Source organism: Micromonospora sp. IBHARD003, from assembly GCF_056106285.1.
The window spans coordinates 5737501-5756462 of record NZ_JBWBBX010000001.1; the positions used below are offsets into that span (position 1 = coordinate 5737501).

Sequence of the window (18962 nt, forward strand, 5' to 3'; positions counted from 1 at the left end):
TTCTCGGCCGTCCCTGCGCGGGGCGGCCGGGACCGGCGCTTTGCCGTCCCTGCCTCCTCGGGGATCCGGGAACATCCCCGGACTGGCACAGGTCGTCCCCGCAGCCCTTTCGTACGCACACCAGGAGCCCCCGATGTTCGAGGCGGTCGAGGAACTGATCGGTGAGCAGGCCGATCTCGAGAAGAAGCTCGCCGACCCTTCGGTGCACGCCGACCAGGCGAACGCGCGCAAGCTCAACAAGCGCTATGCCGAGCTGACCCCGATCGTCGGCACGTACCGCGCCTGGAAGCAGACCGGGGACGACATCGAGACGGCCCGCGAGCTCGCCCACGACGACCCCGACTTCGCCGCCGAGGTCAAGGTGCTGGACAAGCAGCGCGAGGAGCTCACCGAGAAGCTGCGCCTGCTGCTCGTCCCGCGCGACCCCAGCGACGACAAGGACGTCATCCTCGAGATCAAGGCCGGCGCGGGCGGCGACGAGTCGGCCCTGTTCGCGGGCGACCTGCTGCGGATGTACCTGCGCTACGCCGAGCGCGTCGGCTGGAAGACCGAGATCATCGACTCCACCGAGTCCGAGCTCGGCGGCTACAAGGACGTCCAGGTCGCGGTCAAGCTCAAGGGCAACGTCACGCCCGAGCCGGGCCAGGGCGTCTGGGCACGGCTGAAGTACGAGGGCGGCGTGCACCGAGTGCAGCGGGTCCCGGCGACCGAGTCCCAGGGCCGCATCCACACCTCGGCGGCGGGTGTGCTCGTCACGCCCGAGGCCGAGGAGGTCGAGGTGGAGATCAACCCCAACGATCTGCGCATCGACGTCTACCGTTCCTCCGGACCCGGCGGGCAGTCCGTCAACACGACGGACTCCGCCGTGCGCATCACCCACCTCCCGACCGGCGTGGTCGCCTCCTGCCAGAACGAGAAGAGCCAGCTCCAGAACAAGGAGCAGGCCCTGCGCATCCTGCGCTCCCGGCTGCTCGCCGCCGCGCAGGAGGAGGCCGAGCGGGAGGCGGCGGACGCCCGTCGCAGCCAGGTCCGCACCGTGGACCGCTCCGAGAAGATCCGTACGTACAACTTCCCGGAGAACCGGATCTCCGACCACCGCGTCGGATTCAAGGCGTACAACCTCGACCAGGTGCTCGACGGGGAACTGGACGCGATGATCCAGGCCTGTGTGGACGCCGACGCCGCCGCGAAGCTCGCCTCCGCGTGAGCCTGCCGGGCGTGCGAGCCGAGTAAGACCGAACCGACCGGCCCGGAGGATCAGCGTGCAGTCGCTCCCGGGGGGACGACCCCCGTACCCCCGCTCCCTGCTGCTTGCCGAGGTGGCCCAGGCCACCCAGCGGCTGGCTGATGCCGGCGTGCCCTCGCCCCGCTTCGACGCGGAGGAACTCGCCGCGTTCGTGCACGGCGTCAAGCGCGGCGAGCTGCACCTGGTCAAGGACGCGGACTTCGACGCCCGCTACTGGGAGGCCGTCGCCCGCCGTGAAGCACGGGAGCCGCTGCAGCACATCACCGGGCGGGCCTTCTTCCGCTATCTGGAGCTGCAGGTCGGACCGGGCGTCTTCGTGCCCCGCCCCGAGACGGAGTCGGTCGTCGGCTGGGCCATAGACGCCGTGCGCGCGATGGACGTCGTCGAACCGCTCGTCGTCGACCTGTGCTCCGGCTCCGGAGCCATCGCGCTCGCCATCGCCCAGGAGGTGCCTCGCTCGCGGGTGCACGCCGTGGAGCTGTCCGACGACGCGATCGGCTGGACGCGCAAGAACGCGGAGGGCTCCCGCGTCACCGTCCACCAAGGCGACGCGCTGCGTGCGCTGCCCGAGCTCGACGGCCAGGTCGACCTGGTCATCTCCAATCCGCCGTACATCCCGCTCACGGAGTGGGAGTATGTCGCCCCCGAGGCACGTGACCACGATCCGGAGATGGCCCTCTTCTCCGGTGAGGACGGCCTCGACACCATCCGCGGCATCGAACGCACCGCGCACCGGCTGCTGCGGCCCGGCGGCCTCGTCGTCGTCGAGCATGCCGACACCCAGGGCGGCCAAGTGCCGTGGATCTTCAACGAGGAGGCCGGCTGGGCGGACGCGGCCGACCACCCCGACCTGAACAACCGCCCCCGGTTCGCGACCGCGCGCAAGGCCATGCCATGAGCCCCCGGCAGCCGCTGAAGTACGGCGCCCCGTCCCGGTGGGCCCCGGGCCGCAGGCGAGGCGGGGGTCCCCCCAGCAGCAGGCGAGGGGGAGCACGAGTGACCAACAAAGAGGAGGCCCGCTGATGGCTCGGCGATACGACTGCAACGACGCAACGGATCGCATCACCGGTCTGCGTGAAGCGGCATCGGCCGTCCGCCGCGGCGAGCTGGTCGTGCTGCCCACCGACACGGTGTACGGCATCGGTGCGGACGCGTTCAGCGGTGAGGCCGTCGCCGATCTGCTCGACGCCAAGGGGCGCGGCCGCAATATGCCCACCCCCGTCCTCATCGGGTCGCCGAACACGCTGCACGGTCTGGTCACGGACTTCTCGGAGAAGGCCTGGGAGCTCGTCGACGCGTTCTGGCCGGGCGCGCTGACGCTCGTGGCCAGGCACCAGCCGTCGCTGCAGTGGGACCTGGGCGACACCCGTGGCACGGTCGCCATCCGGATGCCGCTCCACCCGGTCGCGATCGAGCTGCTCACCGAGGTCGGCCCGATGGCGGTCTCCTCCGCCAACCTGACCGGGCACCCGGCGCCCGAGGACTGCGACGCCGCGCAGGACATGCTCGGCGACTCCGTCTCCGTCTACCTCGACGGCGGCCCGACGCCCGGCATCGTGCCCTCCTCGATCGTCGACGTCACCGGCAAGGTCCCGGTCCTGCTGCGCGCCGGCGCGCTCGAGGCGGACGAGCTCCGGAAGGTGGTACCCGACCTCGAGGTGGCGCCGTGAGCGCTGCGTACGACCGGGGACCGGCCCGGTGACCGCCCTTGAGGGACGTGGCATAGATGCGGCCGCCACCGGCGACACCTTCAGGATCCTCCACGTCAGCACCGGCAACGTCTGCCGCTCGCCGATCACCGAGCGGCTGACCCGCCATGCGCTCAGCCACCGTCTGGGGCATCTTCCCCCCGGTTACGCCGGGGGGAGCCCCATCGGCGGTCTGATCGTGGAGAGCGCGGGCACCTGGGGCCACGAGGGTGCCCCCATGGAGCCCAACGCCGAGACGGTCCTCGGCGACTTCGGCGCGGACGCGAGCGGCTTCGTCGGCCGGGAACTGCTCGACGAGCACGTCATCCGGGCCGATCTGGTGCTGACCGCGACCCGCGACCACCGGGCGCAGGTCATCTCGATGGGGCACTCCGCGGGGCTGCGCACGTTCACGCTCAAGGAGTTCACCCGGCTCGTACGTGCCATAGATCCGGCGACCCTGCCGGATCCCTGCAACGACGGTGTCGTCGAGCGCGCCCGTGCGCTGGTGCGGGCCGCCGCCGCACTGCGCGGATGGCTGTTGGCGCCGAGCGCGGAGGCGGACGAGGTCCACGACCCGTACGGTGCGCCGATCACGTTCTTCCGGTCGATCGGCGACGAGATCAACCAGGCCATCGACCCGGTGGTCACGGCACTGACGGGTGTTGCCGCACACCGCTGACGGTCCGTTCGGGTGTCCTCGTGTTGCGGCTGAGGGGCCCCGTCCCACCCGCGTGCGGTTTCCTCCACCCCCGCCCTGTGTTCGCCCCCGTTTACCCCCGCCCACCGCCCTGTGCCCCTCACGGCGCCCCTCAGCGCCCCGGTCGCACGCCCGGGGTCCCGATGTGGGCGATCGATGGGCAGACGGGTCCACGGCGGCCTACATTGGATCGCACGAACCCTTGTCCATGTCCGGAGCACAAGATGCCGGTCAGCAGCACGGAAGCATCAGCCGCATCACCCGCGTCGGCCGCCGCCGCCCGCACCCCGGAGTTCCTGGCCCTGCGCCGGCAGGATCCTGAGATCGCCGAGGTCATCCTGGGCGAGGTGGCGAGACAGTCCGACGGTCTGCAGCTCATCGCGGCCGAGAACTTCACCTCGACCGCCGTCCTCGCCGCCCTCGGCTCCCGGCTCGCCAACAAGTACGCCGAGGGCTATCCGGGTGCCCGCTACCACGGCGGCTGCGAGCTCGTCGACGCCGCCGAGCGCATCGCCGTCGACCGGGCGAAGAGCCTCTTCGGCGCCGAGCATGCCAATGTGCAGCCGCACTCCGGCTCGTCCGCGGTGCTCGCGGCGTACGCCGCGCTGCTGCGCCCCGGCGACACCGTCCTCGCGATGGGTCTGGCCTTCGGCGGACACCTCACCCACGGTTCCCCGGCGAACTTCTCCGGCCGCTGGTTCGAGTTCGTCCCCTACGGCGTCGACGCGGAGACCGGTCTCCTCGACTACGACCAGGTGCGCAGGCTGGCCGGGGAGCACCGGCCGAAGGCGATCGTCTGCGGTTCGATCTCCTATCCGCGCCACCCCGACTACGCCGCGTTCCGCGAGATCGCCGACGAAGTGGGCGCGTATCTGATCGCCGACGCGGCCCATCCGATGGGACTGATCGCCGGGGGAGTGGCACCGAACCCCGTCCCGTACGCCGATGTCGTCTGTGCCACGACGCACAAGGTGCTCCGTGGCCCCCGCGGTGGGATGGTCCTGTCCGGAAGCCACCTCGGCGAGCGCATCGACCGGGCCGTCTTCCCGTTCACCCAGGGCGGTGCCCAGATGCACACCATCGCGGCCAAGGCCGTGGCCTTCGGCGAGGCGTCCACCCCCGCCTTCGCGCAGTACGCCCGGCAGGTCGTGGCCAACGCCAGGGCCCTCGCCCGGGCCCTGGCCGAAGAAGGCTTCGCCATCACCACCGGGGGCACCGACACCCACCTCATCACGGCGGACCCGGCCCCGCTGGGCCTGGACGGGCGCACGGCCCGCGGCCGGCTGGCCGCCGCCGGGATGGTTCTCGACACCTGCGCGTTGCCCTACGGCGACGGGCGCGGGATCCGGCTCGGTACCGCGGCCGTCACCACCCAGGGGATGGGCGAGGCGGAGATGGCCCGGATCGCGTCGCTGTTCGGGCTGGCGCTGCGCGCGCAGGGGGACGAGACCCGGCGCGTACGCGAAGAGGTGCGGGAACTGGCAGAGAGATTTCCACCATATTGAGCCGGGATCGAGCCAGTACAGAGCGGGGTGCAACCGTCCGGGACGGCCGGATGTCCTCATCTGGGAGGGCAACAAAGCTAGGGTGTGGGGCTGAGATGGCCAGCGATACCTGTGGGGCAGCCCGTGCGTGATTACCTGCTGACGCTCTGTGTCACGGCCGCGGTGACGTATCTGCTGACCGGTCCGGTGCGGAAGTTCGCCATCGCGACCGGCGCGATGCCGGAGATCCGTGCCCGTGACGTCCACCGAGAACCGACGCCGCGGCTCGGTGGCATCGCCATGTTCTTCGGCCTGTGCGCGGGGCTGCTCGTCGCCGACCACCTGACCAATCTCAACAGCGTCTTCGAGCGTTCCAACGAGCCCCGTGCACTGCTCTCGGGAGCGGCGCTCATCTGGCTGATCGGTGTCCTCGACGACAAGTTCGAGATCGACGCGCTGATCAAGCTGGGCGCGCAGATGATCGCCGCGAGCGTGATGGTCGTCCAGGGTCTGACGATCCTGTGGCTGCCGATCCCGGGTGTCGGCACGGTCGCGCTGACCCAGTGGCAGGGCACCCTGCTCACCGTCGCCCTGGTGGTCATCACCATCAACGCCGTGAACTTCGTCGACGGACTCGACGGACTCGCCGCGGGCATGGTCTGCATCGCCGCCGCCGCGTTCTTCCTGTACGCGTACCGCATCTGGTACGGCTACACGATCGAGGCCGCCGCCCCCGCGACCCTGTTCGCCGCCATACTGATGGGCATGTGCCTGGGGTTCCTCCCGCACAACATGCACCCCGCCCGGATCTTCATGGGCGACTCCGGCTCGATGCTGATCGGCCTGGTGCTGGCCGCGTCCGCGATCTCGGTGACCGGCCAGGTGGACCCCGACGCGCTGAAGCTCTTCGAGGGCGGCACCCGCGAGGCCACGCACGCGGCACTGCCGGTCTTCATCCCCCTGCTGCTGCCGCTGACCATCATCGCGATCCCGGTCGCCGATCTGCTGCTGGCGATCGTCCGCCGCACCTGGAACGGGAAGTCGCCGTTCGCCGCCGACCGCGGCCACCTCCACCACCGGCTCCTCGAGATCGGGCACTCGCACAGCCGTGCCGTGCTCATCATGTACTTCTGGTCGGCGCTGATCGCCTTCGGCGTGGTGTTGTACTCGGTGCACAGTGCGTCGATGTGGATCGTCTTCGCGATCGTGGTCCTCAGCGCCGTCGGCCTGGTCCTGCTGCTGCTTCCGCGGTTCACCCCGCGCGCACCGCGCTGGGCGGAGGCCTTCGTGCCGCCGCGCTACCGCCGTCGCCGGCTGCCGCCGACCGGTTCGTCGTACGACGGCGGGACGGACCCGGGCACGGCCGGTGACGCCGAAGAGGCCCCCCAGGAGCGGGTCCCGGTGGGCGTCGGCGGGCGCACACGGGGCGAGGCCGGTGAAGCCGGGGACGAACGGGTTCCGGTGCCCGCGGGGATCAACGGAGCGACGGCGATCGGCGGCCGCTCGAGGTTCACGGACCGGCGTAAGACCGGAACGCCTAGTTGACGGCACAGACGAGTGAGCCGGCTTACTGCGGCGCATTCGTGGCCAATACCAGACAAAAGCCTTTGGCGCGATGCACACACGCGCAGGGTCACTCTCATGTGTGAGAGTTGGCACACCTCCGGGTAAAGACCTATTCAAATAGTTTGTGATACGGTTCACGAGGACCGGATGCAGAGCCGAGAGACCGTAGTGCGACGGTCCCTTCGGCCCCGAGACTCGCCTCGGACCGGCTCTACGCTCGTCCATGACGACACCACTGCCCCCACCACTCAGCGGAGCTGCCGCCATGCCGTCCAACGACGCCCGCACCGTCCTCCAAGCCGCCGTACCCACTGCCGCCGTCGGTGCTATCGCCGCCGTCGTGAGCGGGGTGGTCGCCGGGGGAAAGGGTGCTGTCGGAGCCGTGGTCGGCACCCTGGTGGTCCTCACCTTCATGGGCGCCGGCATGGTGGTGCTGCAGCGCACGGCCAAGAACTTCCCGCACCTGTTCCAGGCGATGGGCCTGATGCTCTACACCGCCCAGTTGCTGCTGCTGTTCGTGTTCATGGCCGCGTTCCGTGACACCACGCTGTTCCACCCGAAGGCCATGGCCTTCACCCTGCTCGCGGCGACCGTCGTCTGGGTCACCGCGCAGGCGCGCGCCTACATGAAGGCGAAGATCCTTTACGTCGACCCCGAGTCCTCGACGGCCACAAGGCCCGAGAAGACGGGGTCGACGGCATGAGGGGTAGGGCCGGGATAAATGCCCGTTCGCGATCCTGCTATCGTCCGGTGCCAACTGCGGCACTGCGGGCGCGGGCATCCGAGCTGACGCCTGTCCCAGCGCGAGGCACGATGCCGAACTGCCGCCCCCTTACCTGCAAGACCAGTCCAGTGCCGACCCGCGGCTGCGCGCCGCGCCGACACAACGAGGTTGCCGTACCTATGCGCCACGCTGAAGGAGCCCGCGGTGAGTGCTGACCAGACGCTCGCCTTCGACGCGAGCTGCCACATCTTCACCGGATGCGGGTTCCCAGCTCCGGGCCTGCACACGTTCCTCTACGAGCCCATCTTCACCGTGGGCAGCTTCGAGTTCACCAAGCCGATGCTGCTCGCGCTGGTGAGCTCGGTCGTGGTCATCGGTTTCTTCTGGGCCGCCTTCGCCAGGCCCAAGGTGGTCCCCGGCAAGCTCCAGATGGTCGGCGAGGCCGGTTACGACTTCGTGCGCCGCGGCATCGTGTACGAGATCATCGGCAAGAAGGACGGCGAGAAGTACGTCCCGCTGATGGTGTCGCTGTTCTTCTTCGTGTGGATCATGAACCTCTGGTCCATCATCCCTCTCGCACAGTTCCCGGTGACGTCGCTGATCGCCTTCCCGGCGGGTCTCGCGCTGCTGGTGTACGTGCTCTGGGTCTCCCTGACGTTCAAGAAGCACGGCTTCGTCGGCGGCTGGAAGAACATCCTGGGCTACGACAAGTCGCTCGGCCCGATCCTTCCGCTGATCATGGTCCTCGAGTTCTTCTCGAACCTGCTGATCCGCCCCTTCACGCACGCGGTGCGACTGTTCGCGAACATGTTCGCCGGGCACCTGCTGATCGTGATGTTCTCTCTGGCCACCTGGTACCTGATGAACGGCCTCGGCTTCGTCTACGCCGGCGCCTCGTTCGTCATGGTCGTCGTGATGACCGCCTTCGAGCTCTTCATCCAGGCCGTCCAGGCGTACGTCTTCGTGCTCCTGGCCTCCAGCTACGTCCAGGGCGCGCTCGCCGAGCACCACTGAGCCAGCCCGCTCCCCGATACCAGCAAAAGTCGGTGGCCAACCCCCACCGGTTCGTGAAAGAGAAGGAAGTAACGGCATGTCCGCTGCTCTCGAGATGGTCAACCTCGCCGCCGAAGGCTCCGCCCGGACGAACGTCGTCGGCAACGTCGCCTCCATCGGTTACGGCCTCGCCGCGATCGGCCCCGGCGTCGGCGTCGGCATCATCTTCGGTAACGGCACCCAGGCCCTCGCCCGCCAGCCCGAGGCGGCCGGCCTGATCCGTACCAACCAGATCATGGGTTTCGCCTTCTGTGAGGCGCTCGCCCTCATCGGCATCGTCATGGGCTTCGTCTACCAGTAAGCCGGAAAGACAGCCCAACCCCCTTCACGGAAGGCACTGATGTGAAAGCTCTGCTTCTTGCGCAGGCTGAGGAACCGCAGAATCCTCTCCTCCCGCATCTCGACGAGCTCGTCATCGGCCTGATCGCCTTCGTCATCGTCTTCGGCTTCCTCGCGAAGAAGCTCCTCCCGAACATCAACAAGGTTCTGGAGCAGCGTCGCGAGGCCATTGAGGGCGGCATCGAGAAGGCCGAGTCGGCCCAGATCGAGGCCCAGAGTGTCCTCGAGCAGTACAAGGCACAGCTGGCGGAGGCCCGCCACGAGGCCGCGCGTCTGCGCCAGGAAGCGACGGAGCAGGGCGCCGCGATCATCGCCGAGATGCGCGCGGAAGGCCAGCGGCAGCGCGAGGAGATCGTCGCGGCCGGCCACGCCCAGATCGAGGCCGACCGCAAGTCCGCGGCCACCGCACTGCGCCAGGACGTCGGCAAGCTCGCCACCGACCTGGCCGGCAAGCTGGTCGGTGAGTCCCTCGAGGACCACGCCCGCCAGAGCCGCACGATCGACCGCTTCCTCGACGAGCTCGAGACCAAGGCGGAGTCGACCGGGGCCGCCCGATGAACGGAGCGAGCCGCGAGGCACTGGCTGCCGCACGTGAGCGTCTCGACGCGCTGACCGACAACACCTCGGTCGACGCTGCGAAGCTCGCCGAGGAGCTGGCCGCCGTCACCGCGCTGCTCGACCGCGAGGTGTCGCTGCGTCGGGTCCTGACCGACCCGGCGCAGGCCGGAGAGGCCAAGGCCGAGCTGGCCACGCGACTGCTGAGCGGTCAGGTGGACGGCGAGACCGTCGACCTCGTCTCCGGCATGGTCCGCTCCCGCTGGTCCCAGTCCCGGGACCTGGTGGACGCGACCGAGGCGCTGGCGAACACCGCCGACCTCATCGCGGCCCAGCGGACCGGCGCACTCGACGACGTCGAGGACGAGCTGTTCCGGTTCGGCCGGATCGTCGCCTCCAGCACCGAGCTGCGGGCCGCGCTGACCGACCGCTCCGCCACGGCGGCGGCCAAGGGCGACCTGCTGCGCAGGCTGCTCGGCGGCAAGGCCAACCCGGTCACCGCGCGCCTGGTGATCCGTCTGGTGACCGCGCCGCGCGGACGTAGCCTGGAACAGGGACTCGAGTCCCTCTCCAAGCTCGCTGCGGCGCGCCGCGACCGTGTGGTCGCCGTCGTCACCTCCGCGGTGCCACTGAGCGACCAGCAGAAGCAGCGCCTCGGAGCCGTACTGTCGAAGCTGTACGGCCACGGGATGCACCTGAACCTGGACGTGGACCCCGAGGTCCTCGGCGGGATCTCGGTGCGGGTCGGCGACGAGGTCATCGACGGCACGATGGCGGACCGGATCGCCGAGGCGAACCGCCGCATCGCCGGCTGACAGGCCACAACAGAAACACGTATTGCCAGGCGCGGCCCGGTTGGGCCGCAGAGGATTCCTGGGGGTCCCGCGGCGTCGCCGCTCAGGGATACAGCCCCAGACCCCCAAAGAAACTTCGGGCCCAACAAGGAGAGCAGGGAACCCAGATGGCGGAGCTCACGATCCGGCCGGAGGAGATCCGGGACGCGCTGGAGAACTTTGTCCAGTCGTACAAGCCGGACGCGGCCTCGCGCGAGGAGGTCGGTACGGTCAGCCTTGCCGGCGACGGCATCGCGAAGGTCGAGGGTCTTCCCTCGACCATGGCCAACGAACTGCTGAAGTTCGAGGACGGCACCCTCGGCCTCGCCCTCAACCTCGAGGAGCGCGAGATCGGTGCCATCGTCCTCGGCGAGTTCAGCGGTATCGAGGAGGGCCAGCCGGTCCAGCGCACCGGCGAGGTGCTGTCCGTCGCCGTCGGCGAGGGCTACCTCGGCCGTGTCGTCGACCCGCTCGGCAACCCGATCGACGGCCTCGGCGAGATCGCGACCTCGGGCCGCCGCGCCCTTGAGCTGCAGGCCCCCACGGTCATGCAGCGCAAGTCGGTGCACGAGCCCATGGAGACCGGCTACAAGGCCGTCGACGCGATGACCCCGATCGGCCGCGGTCAGCGTCAGCTGATCATCGGTGACCGTCAGACCGGCAAGACCGCTCTGGCCATCGACACGATCATCAACCAGCGCGACAACTGGCGCTCGGGCGACGTGAACAAGCAGGTCCGCTGCATCTACGTCGCCATCGGCCAGAAGGGCTCCACCATCGCCTCCGTGCGCGGTGCCCTGGAGGAGGCCGGCGCCCTCGAGTACACGACGATCGTCGCCGCTCCGGCGTCCGACCCGGCCGGCTTCAAGTACCTGGCGCCGTACACCGGTTCGGCCATCGGCCAGCAGTGGATGTACGAGGGCAAGCACGTCCTCATCATCTTCGACGACCTGTCGAAGCAGGCCGACGCCTACCGCGCCGTGTCGCTGCTGCTGCGCCGCCCGCCGGGCCGTGAGGCCTACCCGGGTGACGTCTTCTACCTGCACTCCCGTCTGCTGGAGCGCTGCGCCAAGCTCTCCGACGACATGGGCAAGGGCTCGATGACCGGTCTGCCGATCGTCGAGACCAAGGCGAACGACGTCTCGGCGTTCATCCCGACCAACGTCATCTCCATCACCGACGGCCAGTGCTTCCTGGAGTCCGACCTGTTCAACGCCGGTCAGCGTCCGGCCCTGAACGTCGGTATCTCGGTCTCCCGAGTCGGTGGCTCCGCCCAGCACAAGGCCATGCGCCAGGTGTCCGGCCGCCTCCGCGTCGACCTCGCCCAGTACCGCGAGCTGGAGGCGTTCGCCGCCTTCGGTTCCGACCTGGACGCCGCGTCGAAGTCCGCCCTGGAGCGCGGTAAGCGCATGGTCGAGCTGCTGAAGCAGGCGCAGTACGCCCCGTACTCCACCGAGGACCAGGTCGTCTCGATCTGGGCCGGCACCACGGGCAAGATGGACGACGTCCCGGTCGAGGACATCCGCCGCTTCGAGCGCGAGCTGCTGGACTACCTGCACCGTGAGCACGGTTCGCTGATGACCAGCATCCGTGAGGGCGCGAAGATGTCCGACGACACTCTCGAGAAGGTCGCCGAGGAGATCGCCACCTTCAAGAAGCAGTTCGAGACCTCGGACGGCAAGCTGCTCGGCGAGGAAGCCCCGGCCGCCGTCAACGTCTCGAAGTGACGACGGAAGGGACCTGACTCATGGGAGCCCAGCTCCGGGTCTACAAGCGTCGCATCAAGTCGGTCACCGCGACGAAGAAGATCACCAAGGCAATGGAGATGATCTCCGCCTCGCGCATCGTCAAGGCGCAGCGCAAGGTGGCGGCGTCCACGCCGTACGCGTCCGAGCTGACCCGCGCGGTCACCGCGGTGGCGACCGGGTCGAACACCAAGCACCCGCTCACCACCGAGGCCGAGTCCCCGGTCCGTTCCGCGGTGCTGCTGATCACGAGCGACCGCGGTCTGGCCGGCGGCTACTCGTCCAACGCCATCAAGGCGGCGGCCCGGCTCACCGGGCGGCTGCGCGCGGAGGGCAAGGAGGTCGACACGTACATCGTCGGCCGCAAGGGCGTGGCCTACTACGGGTTCCGTGACCTCAAGGTCTCGGACTCGTGGACCGGTTTCACCGACAACCCGTCGTACGCGAACGCCAAGGCGATCGCTGCGCCCCTCATCGAGGCGATCGAGAAGGACGCGGCCGATGGCGGTGTGGACGAGCTCCACATCGTCTTCACCGAGTTCGTCTCGATGCTGACGCAGACCCCGGTGGACAACCGGCTGCTGCCGCTCAGCCTCGACGAGACGGGGAAGGGCGAGCAGGCGGAGAACGCGAAGAGCGAGATCCTCCCGCTGTTCGACTTCGAGCCGTCGGCGGAGGACGTCCTCGACGCCCTGCTGCCGCGCTACGTCGAGAGCCGCATCTACAACGCCCTGCTCCAGGCGGCAGCCTCGGAGCACGCGTCCCGGCGCAAGGCGATGAAGTCGGCCACCGACAACGCGGGTGATCTGATCAACACCTACACCCGACTTGCCAACGCGGCCCGCCAGGCCGACATCACCCAGGAAATCAGCGAGATCGTCGGTGGCGCGAGCGCCCTGGCCGACGCGACCGCGGGGAGTGACTACTAATGACCACCACTGTTGAGCCGACCGCCGTGGCCACCGGCCGCGTCGCCCGGGTCATCGGCCCGGTCGTCGACGTGGAGTTCCCCGTCGACGCGATGCCGGAGATCTACAACGCCCTGAACGTGGACGTGCCGGACCCGGCCAACCCGGGTACGACCAAGACGCTGACGCTCGAGGTCGCCCAGCACCTCGGCGAGGGTGTCGTCCGCACCATCTCGATGCAGCCCACCGACGGTCTGGTCCGCCAGGCCGCGGTGACCAACACGGGTGCGGGCATCACCGTCCCGGTCGGCGACTTCACCAAGGGCAAGGTGTTCAACACCCTCGGTGAGGTGCTGAACGAGCCCGAGGCCAACGGCCAGGAGACCGAGCGCTGGGCGATCCACCGCAGGGCCCCGAAGTTCGAGGACCTCGAGTCGAAGACCGAGATGTTCGAGACCGGCCTCAAGGTCGTCGACCTTCTCACCCCGTACGTCAAGGGTGGAAAGATCGGTCTGTTCGGTGGCGCGGGTGTGGGCAAGACCGTCCTCATCCAGGAAATGATCATGCGTGTGGCCAAGCTGCACGAGGGCGTTTCCGTGTTCGCCGGTGTCGGTGAGCGCACCCGTGAGGGCAACGACCTCATCGCGGAGATGGAGGAGTCCGGCGTTCTCGACAAGACCGCGCTGGTCTTCGGTCAGATGGACGAGCCCCCGGGCACCCGTCTGCGCGTCGCCCTGGCCGGTCTGACCATGGCGGAGTACTTCCGCGATGTGCAGAAGCAGGACGTGCTGTTCTTCATCGACAACATCTTCCGCTTCACCCAGGCCGGATCCGAGGTGTCCACCCTGCTCGGCCGTATGCCGTCCGCGGTGGGTTACCAGCCGAACCTCGCCGACGAGATGGGCCTCCTCCAGGAGCGCATCACCTCGACCCGCGGTCACTCGATCACCTCGATGCAGGCGATCTACGTCCCCGCCGACGACCTGACCGACCCGGCGCCGGCCACCACCTTCGCCCACCTCGACGCGACGACGGTGCTCTCCCGTCCGATCTCCGAGAAGGGCATCTACCCCGCGGTGGACCCGCTGGACTCCACGTCCCGCATCCTGGACCCGCGCTACATCTCGCAGGACCACTACGCCGCCGCCATGCGCGTCAAGGGCATCCTGCAGAAGTACAAGGACCTCCAGGACATCATCGCGATCCTCGGTATCGACGAGCTCGGCGAAGAGGACAAGCTCGTCGTCCACCGCGCCCGTCGTGTCGAGCGCTTCCTGTCCCAGAACACCCACGCGGCGAAGCAGTTCACCGGCGTGGACGGTTCGGACGTGCCGCTGGACGAGTCGATCGCCGCGTTCAACGCGATCTGCGACGGCGAGTTCGACCACTTCCCGGAGCAGGCGTTCTTCATGTGTGGTGGCCTCGAGGACCTCAAGGCCAACGCGAAGGACCTCGGCGTCTCCTGAGTCCTGTGACTCGTGAAGGGGGGCGGGTACCGTCCCGCCCCCCTTCCCACACCCTCTCCGGAGCCGTCCCGTGTCGCTGACGCGGGCGGGCACCGGACAGGCCCGGGCGTTCTCCTCGTCCGAGCCCTACTAGACTTATGACCCAACACCCGGCAGAACCGCCGGGTGGTGACCCGAGGAGCCACCCTTGGCTGCTGAGCTGCACGTCGAGCTGGTCGCCGCCGACCGCCAGGTCTGGTCCGGCGAGGCCACCCTGGTCGTCGCGCGCACCACGTCCGGCGACATCGGCGTCATGCCCGGTCACCAGCCGCTGCTCGGTGTGCTGGAGTCGGGCCCGGTGACCATCCGTACGAGCGAGGGAACGGTCGTCGCCGCTGTGCACGGCGGTTTCCTCTCGTTCGCCGACAACAAGCTGTCGCTGCTCGCGGAAATCGCCGAGCTGGCGGACGAGATCGACCAGCAGCGCGCGGAGCGTGCGCTGGAGCGTGCGAAGTCGGACGACGACGCTGCTGCAGAGCGGCGCGCCGAGGTCCGGTTGCGCGCGGTCGCGGTGCACTAGCGCTCCGAGACCATGGACCACCCTCAGCCGCGGCCAGGCTGGACTTCTCCAGACCGGGTCGCGGCTGAGGCGATGCAGGTGCAGGTGCAGGTTGTATTCCGCTACGGGACGAAGCGAGGAGGTCGGTGGAGATGTTCCACGCTCTGCTCGTGAGCGGCCTGGTCGTCGCACTGGTGTTGATCGGGCTCTTCGTCTTCGGTCTGCGCCGCAGGCTGATCCAGCGCTCCGGCGGCACCTTCGACTGCAGCCTGCGCTGGAACGTACCGGAGCAGGACGATCACTCCGGTAAGGGATGGGTATACGGGGTCGCGCGCTACAGCGGTGACCGGATCGAGTGGTTCCGCGTCTTCTCGTACGCGCCCCGCCCGCGCCGGGTCCTGGAGCGCGCGGCGATCGAGGTGCTGGCGCGCCGGATGCCGGAGGGCGAGGAAGAGCTGGCGCTGCTCTCCGACGCGGTGATCCTGGGCTGTCTCCACCGGGGGACCCGTCTGGAGCTGGCGATGAGCGAGGACGCTCTCACCGGTTTCCTCGCCTGGCTGGAGGCGGCGCCTCCCGGCCAGAGAGTCAATGTGGCCTAAGGAACGGCGTCCCGTTGGGTGGGGGCACGGGGAGAGCCGTGGCGGCCTTGATGCGGGATCGATGCGACGTGAGGCTTCTCGTATGACGCATGACATCGCACTGGTCGGGCCGGGGGAGTGCCATGTCTGGTCCGCCGAGGCCCGCTGGATGCCCGAACTGCTCGAACTGCTCGACGACAACGAGCGGGAGCAGTGCGCCCGGTTCCGCGTCGAGTCGGCCCGCGCGCTCTATGTGACCGCCCATGTACTGGCCCGCCAGGTGGTCGCCGCGCAGCTGTCCGCCGACCCGCGTGACATCGTCGTCATGCCCGTGTGCAAGCACTGCGCGGAGCAGGACCGGCCGCACGGGAAGCCGACCCTGCCGGGGACTCCGCTGGAGCTCTCGCTGTCCCACTCGGGCCGTCGGGTGATGGTGGCACTGACCACCGCGGGGCCCGTCGGTGTCGACATCGAGGAGATCGCCGCACACCGGGACCTTCCCCTGGACGTGCTCTCCGCGCCCGAGCGGGCCGAGCTCGACCTGGTGGCCCCCGAGGAGCGGACGAGGGCGTTCACCCGCTACTGGGCGCGCAAGGAGGCCGTGCTCAAGGCCACCGGCGACGGACTGATGGTGGAGCCCGCGACTCTGACCGTGACCGGCCCCGGCGAGCCCGCCCGGCTGGTGGCATGGCGGGAACGCCCCGAGCCGCACCTTCCGGTGCGGCTCGAGGACCTCGACGCGGGTGCGGACTACCGGGCGGCGGTCGCCGTCGTGGGGGACGACGACCGCGTCCAGGTGGTGCATCACAAGCTGGTGCGGGTCGGCTGAGTCCGCGGGTCAGCCGAGTCCGGGGGCCCTCACGGCCGTCATCCGAGGCCGCTGTTGATGGCGCCGACCAGTTCACCGTTCGCCGTGTCGCCGGAGAACTCCCAGAAGAACGCTCCTCCCAGGCTCTGATTCTTCGCCCAGCTCATCTTTCCGCCGATCGTCGACGGGGTGTCGTAGCTCCACCACTGTGAACCGCAGTGGGCGTACGCCGTCCCCGCGATCGTGCCGTTCGCCGGGCAGGAGCTCTTGAGGACCTTGTAGTCCTCGATGCCCTGCTCATAGGTGCCGGGGGCCGGTCCGGTCGCCGTGCCGCCCGGTGCCGCCTGGGAGACGCCCGTCCAGCCGCGGCCGTAGAAGCCGATGCCGAGCAGCAGCTTCCCCGCCGGTACACCCTTCGCCTTGAGCTTGGCGATGGCTTCGGCCGAGTTGAACCCGGCCTGGGGGATACCGCTGTACGAGGTGAGCGGGGAGTGCGGGGCCGTCGGTCCCTGGGCCGCCCAGGCGCCGAAGAAGTCGTACGTCATCACGTTGTACCAGTTGGTGTACTGCGAGGCGCCCGCGTAGTCGGCGGCGTCGATCTTGCCCCCGCTGCTGGCGTCCGCCGTGATGGCGGCCGTGACCAGGTTGTTCGCGCCGAACTTGGCGCGCATGGCCTGCATCATGTTCTTGAACGCGGCGGGCCCGCTGGTGTCGCAGGACAGCCCGCAGGCGTTGGGGTACTCCCAGTCCAGGTCGATACCGTCGAAGACGTCCGCCCAGCGCGGGTCCTCGACCAGCTGGTAGCAGGACTCGGCGAACGCCGCAGGGTTCGCCGCGGCCTGCGGGAATCCACCGGACCAGGTCCAGCCGCCGAAGGACCAGAGGACCTTGATGTGCGGATAGGCCTTCTTCAGCTTGCGCAGCTGGTTGAAGTTGCCGCGCAGCGGCTGGTCCCAGGTGTCGGCGACGCCGTCGACCGACTGTCCGGCGGTGTAGGCCTTGTCGTAGTCCGCATACGAGTCACCGATGGTGCAGCGGCCGTTCTGGACGTTGCCGAAGGCGTAGTTGATATGGGTGATCTTCGCTGCGCTGCCGGATGTCACCAGGTTCTTCACATGGTAATTGCGCTGGTAGACGCCCCAGTTCGTGAAGTAGCCCAGCTTCACCTTGCCGCCCGGACCGGGGCCGGGGCCCGGATCCGTGCCGCCGCCGGTGGTGCGCACGGCGCGGGCGCCGCTGACGGGCCCGGTCTGGTCGGCGGTGTCACGGGCGCGGACGGTGTAGGAGTAGTCCGTGCCGGCGGTGAGCCCGGTGTTGGTGTACGTGAGTCCGGTGACCGTGGCGATCCTGGTGCCGTCACGCAGGACGTCGTAGTTCTTGATGCCCTTGTCGTCGGTGGCCGCGGTCCAGCTGAGCGTCACCGAGGTGTTGGTGATGGCACCGGCCGATGGGGCACCGGGTGCGGAGGGCGGATTGTCACCCGGGACGCTGCCGCCGTCGCAGGAGCCGCCGTTGACACGGCAGTTGGACGGGGAGCCGGGCCCGGCTCCGTTGAAGCCGAAGGAGACCGAGGCGCCGGGTGCGAGGCTGCCGTTCCAGCTCTTGTTCCTGGCGGTCCAGTGGCTGCCGGAGCTGGTGACGTCGGCGTCCCAGGCGGAGGTGACGGAGGTGCCGGAAGGGTAGTCCCATTCGACGGTCCAGGAGGTGATCGAGGTGGTGCCGGTGTTCTTCACCGTCCACCTGCCCTCGAAGCCGCTGCCCCAGTCCAGGGTCCTGGCGTAGGTGGCGGTGGTGGACGTGGCTGCCTCGGCGGGGGTGGCGAGGCCGATCATCGCGGCGAAGGGGAGTAGCAGGGCGGTGAGTCCCGCCGTGGCTTTCGACCGGAATCTGCTGCGGATGCGGGGGGAACACGTGCTCAAGGGATGCTCCTCGAGTGTGCGGACGGACAAGAAGGGGGGTCGGTCCGTGCGAGGCACTCCGCGGGGCTCACCGCGGTAGGCCGTGCGGTGAGAGTAGGAAGGTCTGGACCAATCGTCAATAGGTCCAGACCAAAGCTGAACGAGGGTGCGCCCGTCGGGCGATCAGATACCCAACTCCTGTGCCAGGACCGCGGCTTGGACCCTGCTGCGCAGTTCCAGCTTTCCCAGCAGCCGGCTCACATGCGTCTTCGCGGTCGCCTCCGCCATCTCCAGGCGCTCCGCGATCTCGGCGTTCGACAGCCCTTTGCCCAGACACGACAGCACCTCGCGCTCCCGCCGGGTCAGCGCGTCGAGCACCGCGGGGTCGGGTGCGTCCGGCGAGCGCACGGGAGTGGGGGCCGCGAACTCCGCGATCAGCCGCCTGGTGACGGCCGGGGCGATCAGCCCCTCCCCGTGCGCCACGGTCCGGACCGCCGTGAGCAGATCCTCGGCGTCGGTGTTCTTCAGCAGAAAGCCCGCGGCTCCTGCCCGCAGTGCGCCGAAGACGTACTCGTCCAGATCGAACGTCGTCAGCACCAGCACATCGGCGAGGCCCTCGGAGACCACCTGCCGGGTCGCCGACACCCCGTCGAGCCGGGGCATCTGCACATCCATCAGCACGAGGTCCGGGCGCAGCTCCCGGGCGAGACGCACGGCCTCCTCCCCGTCCCGGGCCTCGCCGGCCACCTCGATGTCGGGGGCGCTGCCGAGGATCAGGACCAGCCCGGCCCGCACGGCGCTCTGGTCCTCGGCGACCAGTACCCGGATCATTC

At 69.2% G+C, this 18962-nt stretch carries 19 protein-coding genes; 17 read left to right on the top strand and 2 right to left on the bottom strand.

Annotated elements, in window-relative coordinates; all coding sequences use genetic code 11:
* The first annotated feature begins 133 nt into the window (after nucleotides 1-133).
* The 17 genes from prfA (at nucleotide 134) to ACTWOL_RS25665 (ending at nucleotide 16252) form a co-directional block, all read left to right on the top strand.
* Nucleotides 134-1207, top strand: a complete 1074-nt coding sequence (gene prfA / locus ACTWOL_RS25585; protein ID WP_474299131.1) for a peptide chain release factor 1 — start codon at nucleotides 134-136, stop codon at nucleotides 1205-1207.
* Nucleotides 1208-1262: 55 nt separating this feature from the next.
* Nucleotides 1263-2144 (top strand): peptide chain release factor N(5)-glutamine methyltransferase, encoded by an 882-nt coding sequence (gene prmC / locus ACTWOL_RS25590; protein WP_474299132.1) that lies wholly within the window; start codon nucleotides 1263-1265, stop codon nucleotides 2142-2144.
* A 124-nt stretch (nucleotides 2145-2268) separates the two neighbouring features.
* Nucleotides 2269-2916, top strand: coding sequence for an L-threonylcarbamoyladenylate synthase (locus ACTWOL_RS25595; protein WP_474299133.1), 648 nt, complete (start codon nucleotides 2269-2271; stop codon nucleotides 2914-2916).
* Nucleotides 2917-2944: 28 nt separating this feature from the next.
* Complete coding sequence (locus ACTWOL_RS25600; protein ID WP_474299134.1) at nucleotides 2945-3616, top strand: arsenate reductase/protein-tyrosine-phosphatase family protein; 672 nt, start codon at nucleotides 2945-2947, stop codon at nucleotides 3614-3616.
* 242 nt (nucleotides 3617-3858) lie between these two features.
* Complete coding sequence (locus ACTWOL_RS25605) at nucleotides 3859-5139, top strand: serine hydroxymethyltransferase (RefSeq protein ID WP_474299135.1); 1281 nt, start codon at nucleotides 3859-3861, stop codon at nucleotides 5137-5139.
* 123 nt (nucleotides 5140-5262) lie between these two features.
* Entirely contained in the window at nucleotides 5263-6663 is a 1401-nt protein-coding gene (locus tag ACTWOL_RS25610) for an MraY family glycosyltransferase (protein WP_474299136.1), read from the top strand.
* Nucleotides 6664-6907: 244 nt separating this feature from the next.
* The gene (locus ACTWOL_RS25615; RefSeq protein WP_474299137.1) at nucleotides 6908-7387 is read left to right on the top strand and encodes a hypothetical protein; all 480 of its coding nucleotides are present in this window, start codon (nucleotides 6908-6910) and stop codon (nucleotides 7385-7387) included.
* Nucleotides 7388-7612: 225 nt separating this feature from the next.
* Nucleotides 7613-8422: a F0F1 ATP synthase subunit A gene (gene atpB, locus ACTWOL_RS25620; protein WP_474299138.1), complete on the top strand. Its 810-nt coding sequence runs from the start codon at nucleotides 7613-7615 to the stop codon at nucleotides 8420-8422.
* Between the two features lie 94 nt (nucleotides 8423-8516).
* A complete protein-coding gene (atpE, locus tag ACTWOL_RS25625; protein WP_474301260.1) occupies nucleotides 8517-8762 on the top strand; it encodes an ATP synthase F0 subunit C in 246 nt (81 codons plus the stop codon).
* 41 nt (nucleotides 8763-8803) lie between these two features.
* Nucleotides 8804-9358, top strand: coding sequence for a F0F1 ATP synthase subunit B (locus ACTWOL_RS25630; protein WP_474299139.1), 555 nt, complete (start codon nucleotides 8804-8806; stop codon nucleotides 9356-9358).
* A complete protein-coding gene (locus tag ACTWOL_RS25635; RefSeq protein WP_474299140.1) occupies nucleotides 9355-10170 on the top strand; it encodes a F0F1 ATP synthase subunit delta in 816 nt (271 codons plus the stop codon). Before ACTWOL_RS25630 ends, ACTWOL_RS25635 begins: the two co-directional genes overlap by 4 nt.
* A gap of 146 nt (nucleotides 10171-10316) precedes the next feature.
* Nucleotides 10317-11915: a F0F1 ATP synthase subunit alpha gene (gene atpA, locus ACTWOL_RS25640; RefSeq protein ID WP_474299141.1), complete on the top strand. Its 1599-nt coding sequence runs from the start codon at nucleotides 10317-10319 to the stop codon at nucleotides 11913-11915.
* 20 nt (nucleotides 11916-11935) lie between these two features.
* Complete coding sequence (locus tag ACTWOL_RS25645; protein ID WP_474299142.1) at nucleotides 11936-12862, top strand: F0F1 ATP synthase subunit gamma; 927 nt, start codon at nucleotides 11936-11938, stop codon at nucleotides 12860-12862.
* Complete coding sequence (gene atpD, locus ACTWOL_RS25650; protein WP_474299143.1) at nucleotides 12862-14307, top strand: F0F1 ATP synthase subunit beta; 1446 nt, start codon at nucleotides 12862-12864, stop codon at nucleotides 14305-14307. The genes ACTWOL_RS25645 and atpD overlap by 1 nt, the downstream gene beginning before the upstream one ends.
* A gap of 187 nt (nucleotides 14308-14494) precedes the next feature.
* Entirely contained in the window at nucleotides 14495-14866 is a 372-nt protein-coding gene (locus tag ACTWOL_RS25655; RefSeq protein ID WP_474299144.1) for a F0F1 ATP synthase subunit epsilon, read from the top strand.
* A gap of 131 nt (nucleotides 14867-14997) precedes the next feature.
* Nucleotides 14998-15444 (top strand): DUF2550 domain-containing protein, encoded by a 447-nt coding sequence (locus ACTWOL_RS25660; protein ID WP_474299145.1) that lies wholly within the window; start codon nucleotides 14998-15000, stop codon nucleotides 15442-15444.
* A gap of 82 nt (nucleotides 15445-15526) precedes the next feature.
* A complete protein-coding gene (locus ACTWOL_RS25665) occupies nucleotides 15527-16252 on the top strand; it encodes a 4'-phosphopantetheinyl transferase family protein (RefSeq protein ID WP_474299146.1) in 726 nt (241 codons plus the stop codon).
* Nucleotides 16253-16290: 38 nt separating this feature from the next.
* Here ACTWOL_RS25665 and ACTWOL_RS25670 read toward each other — a convergent pair whose 3' ends face one another.
* Nucleotides 16291-18150: a glycosyl hydrolase family 18 protein gene (locus tag ACTWOL_RS25670; RefSeq protein ID WP_474299147.1), complete on the bottom strand. Its 1860-nt coding sequence runs from the start codon at nucleotides 18148-18150 to the stop codon at nucleotides 16291-16293.
* A 162-nt stretch (nucleotides 18151-18312) separates the two neighbouring features.
* A complete protein-coding gene (locus ACTWOL_RS25675) occupies nucleotides 18313-18960 on the bottom strand; it encodes a response regulator (RefSeq protein ID WP_474301261.1) in 648 nt (215 codons plus the stop codon).
* Nucleotides 18961-18962 lie beyond the last annotated feature (2 nt).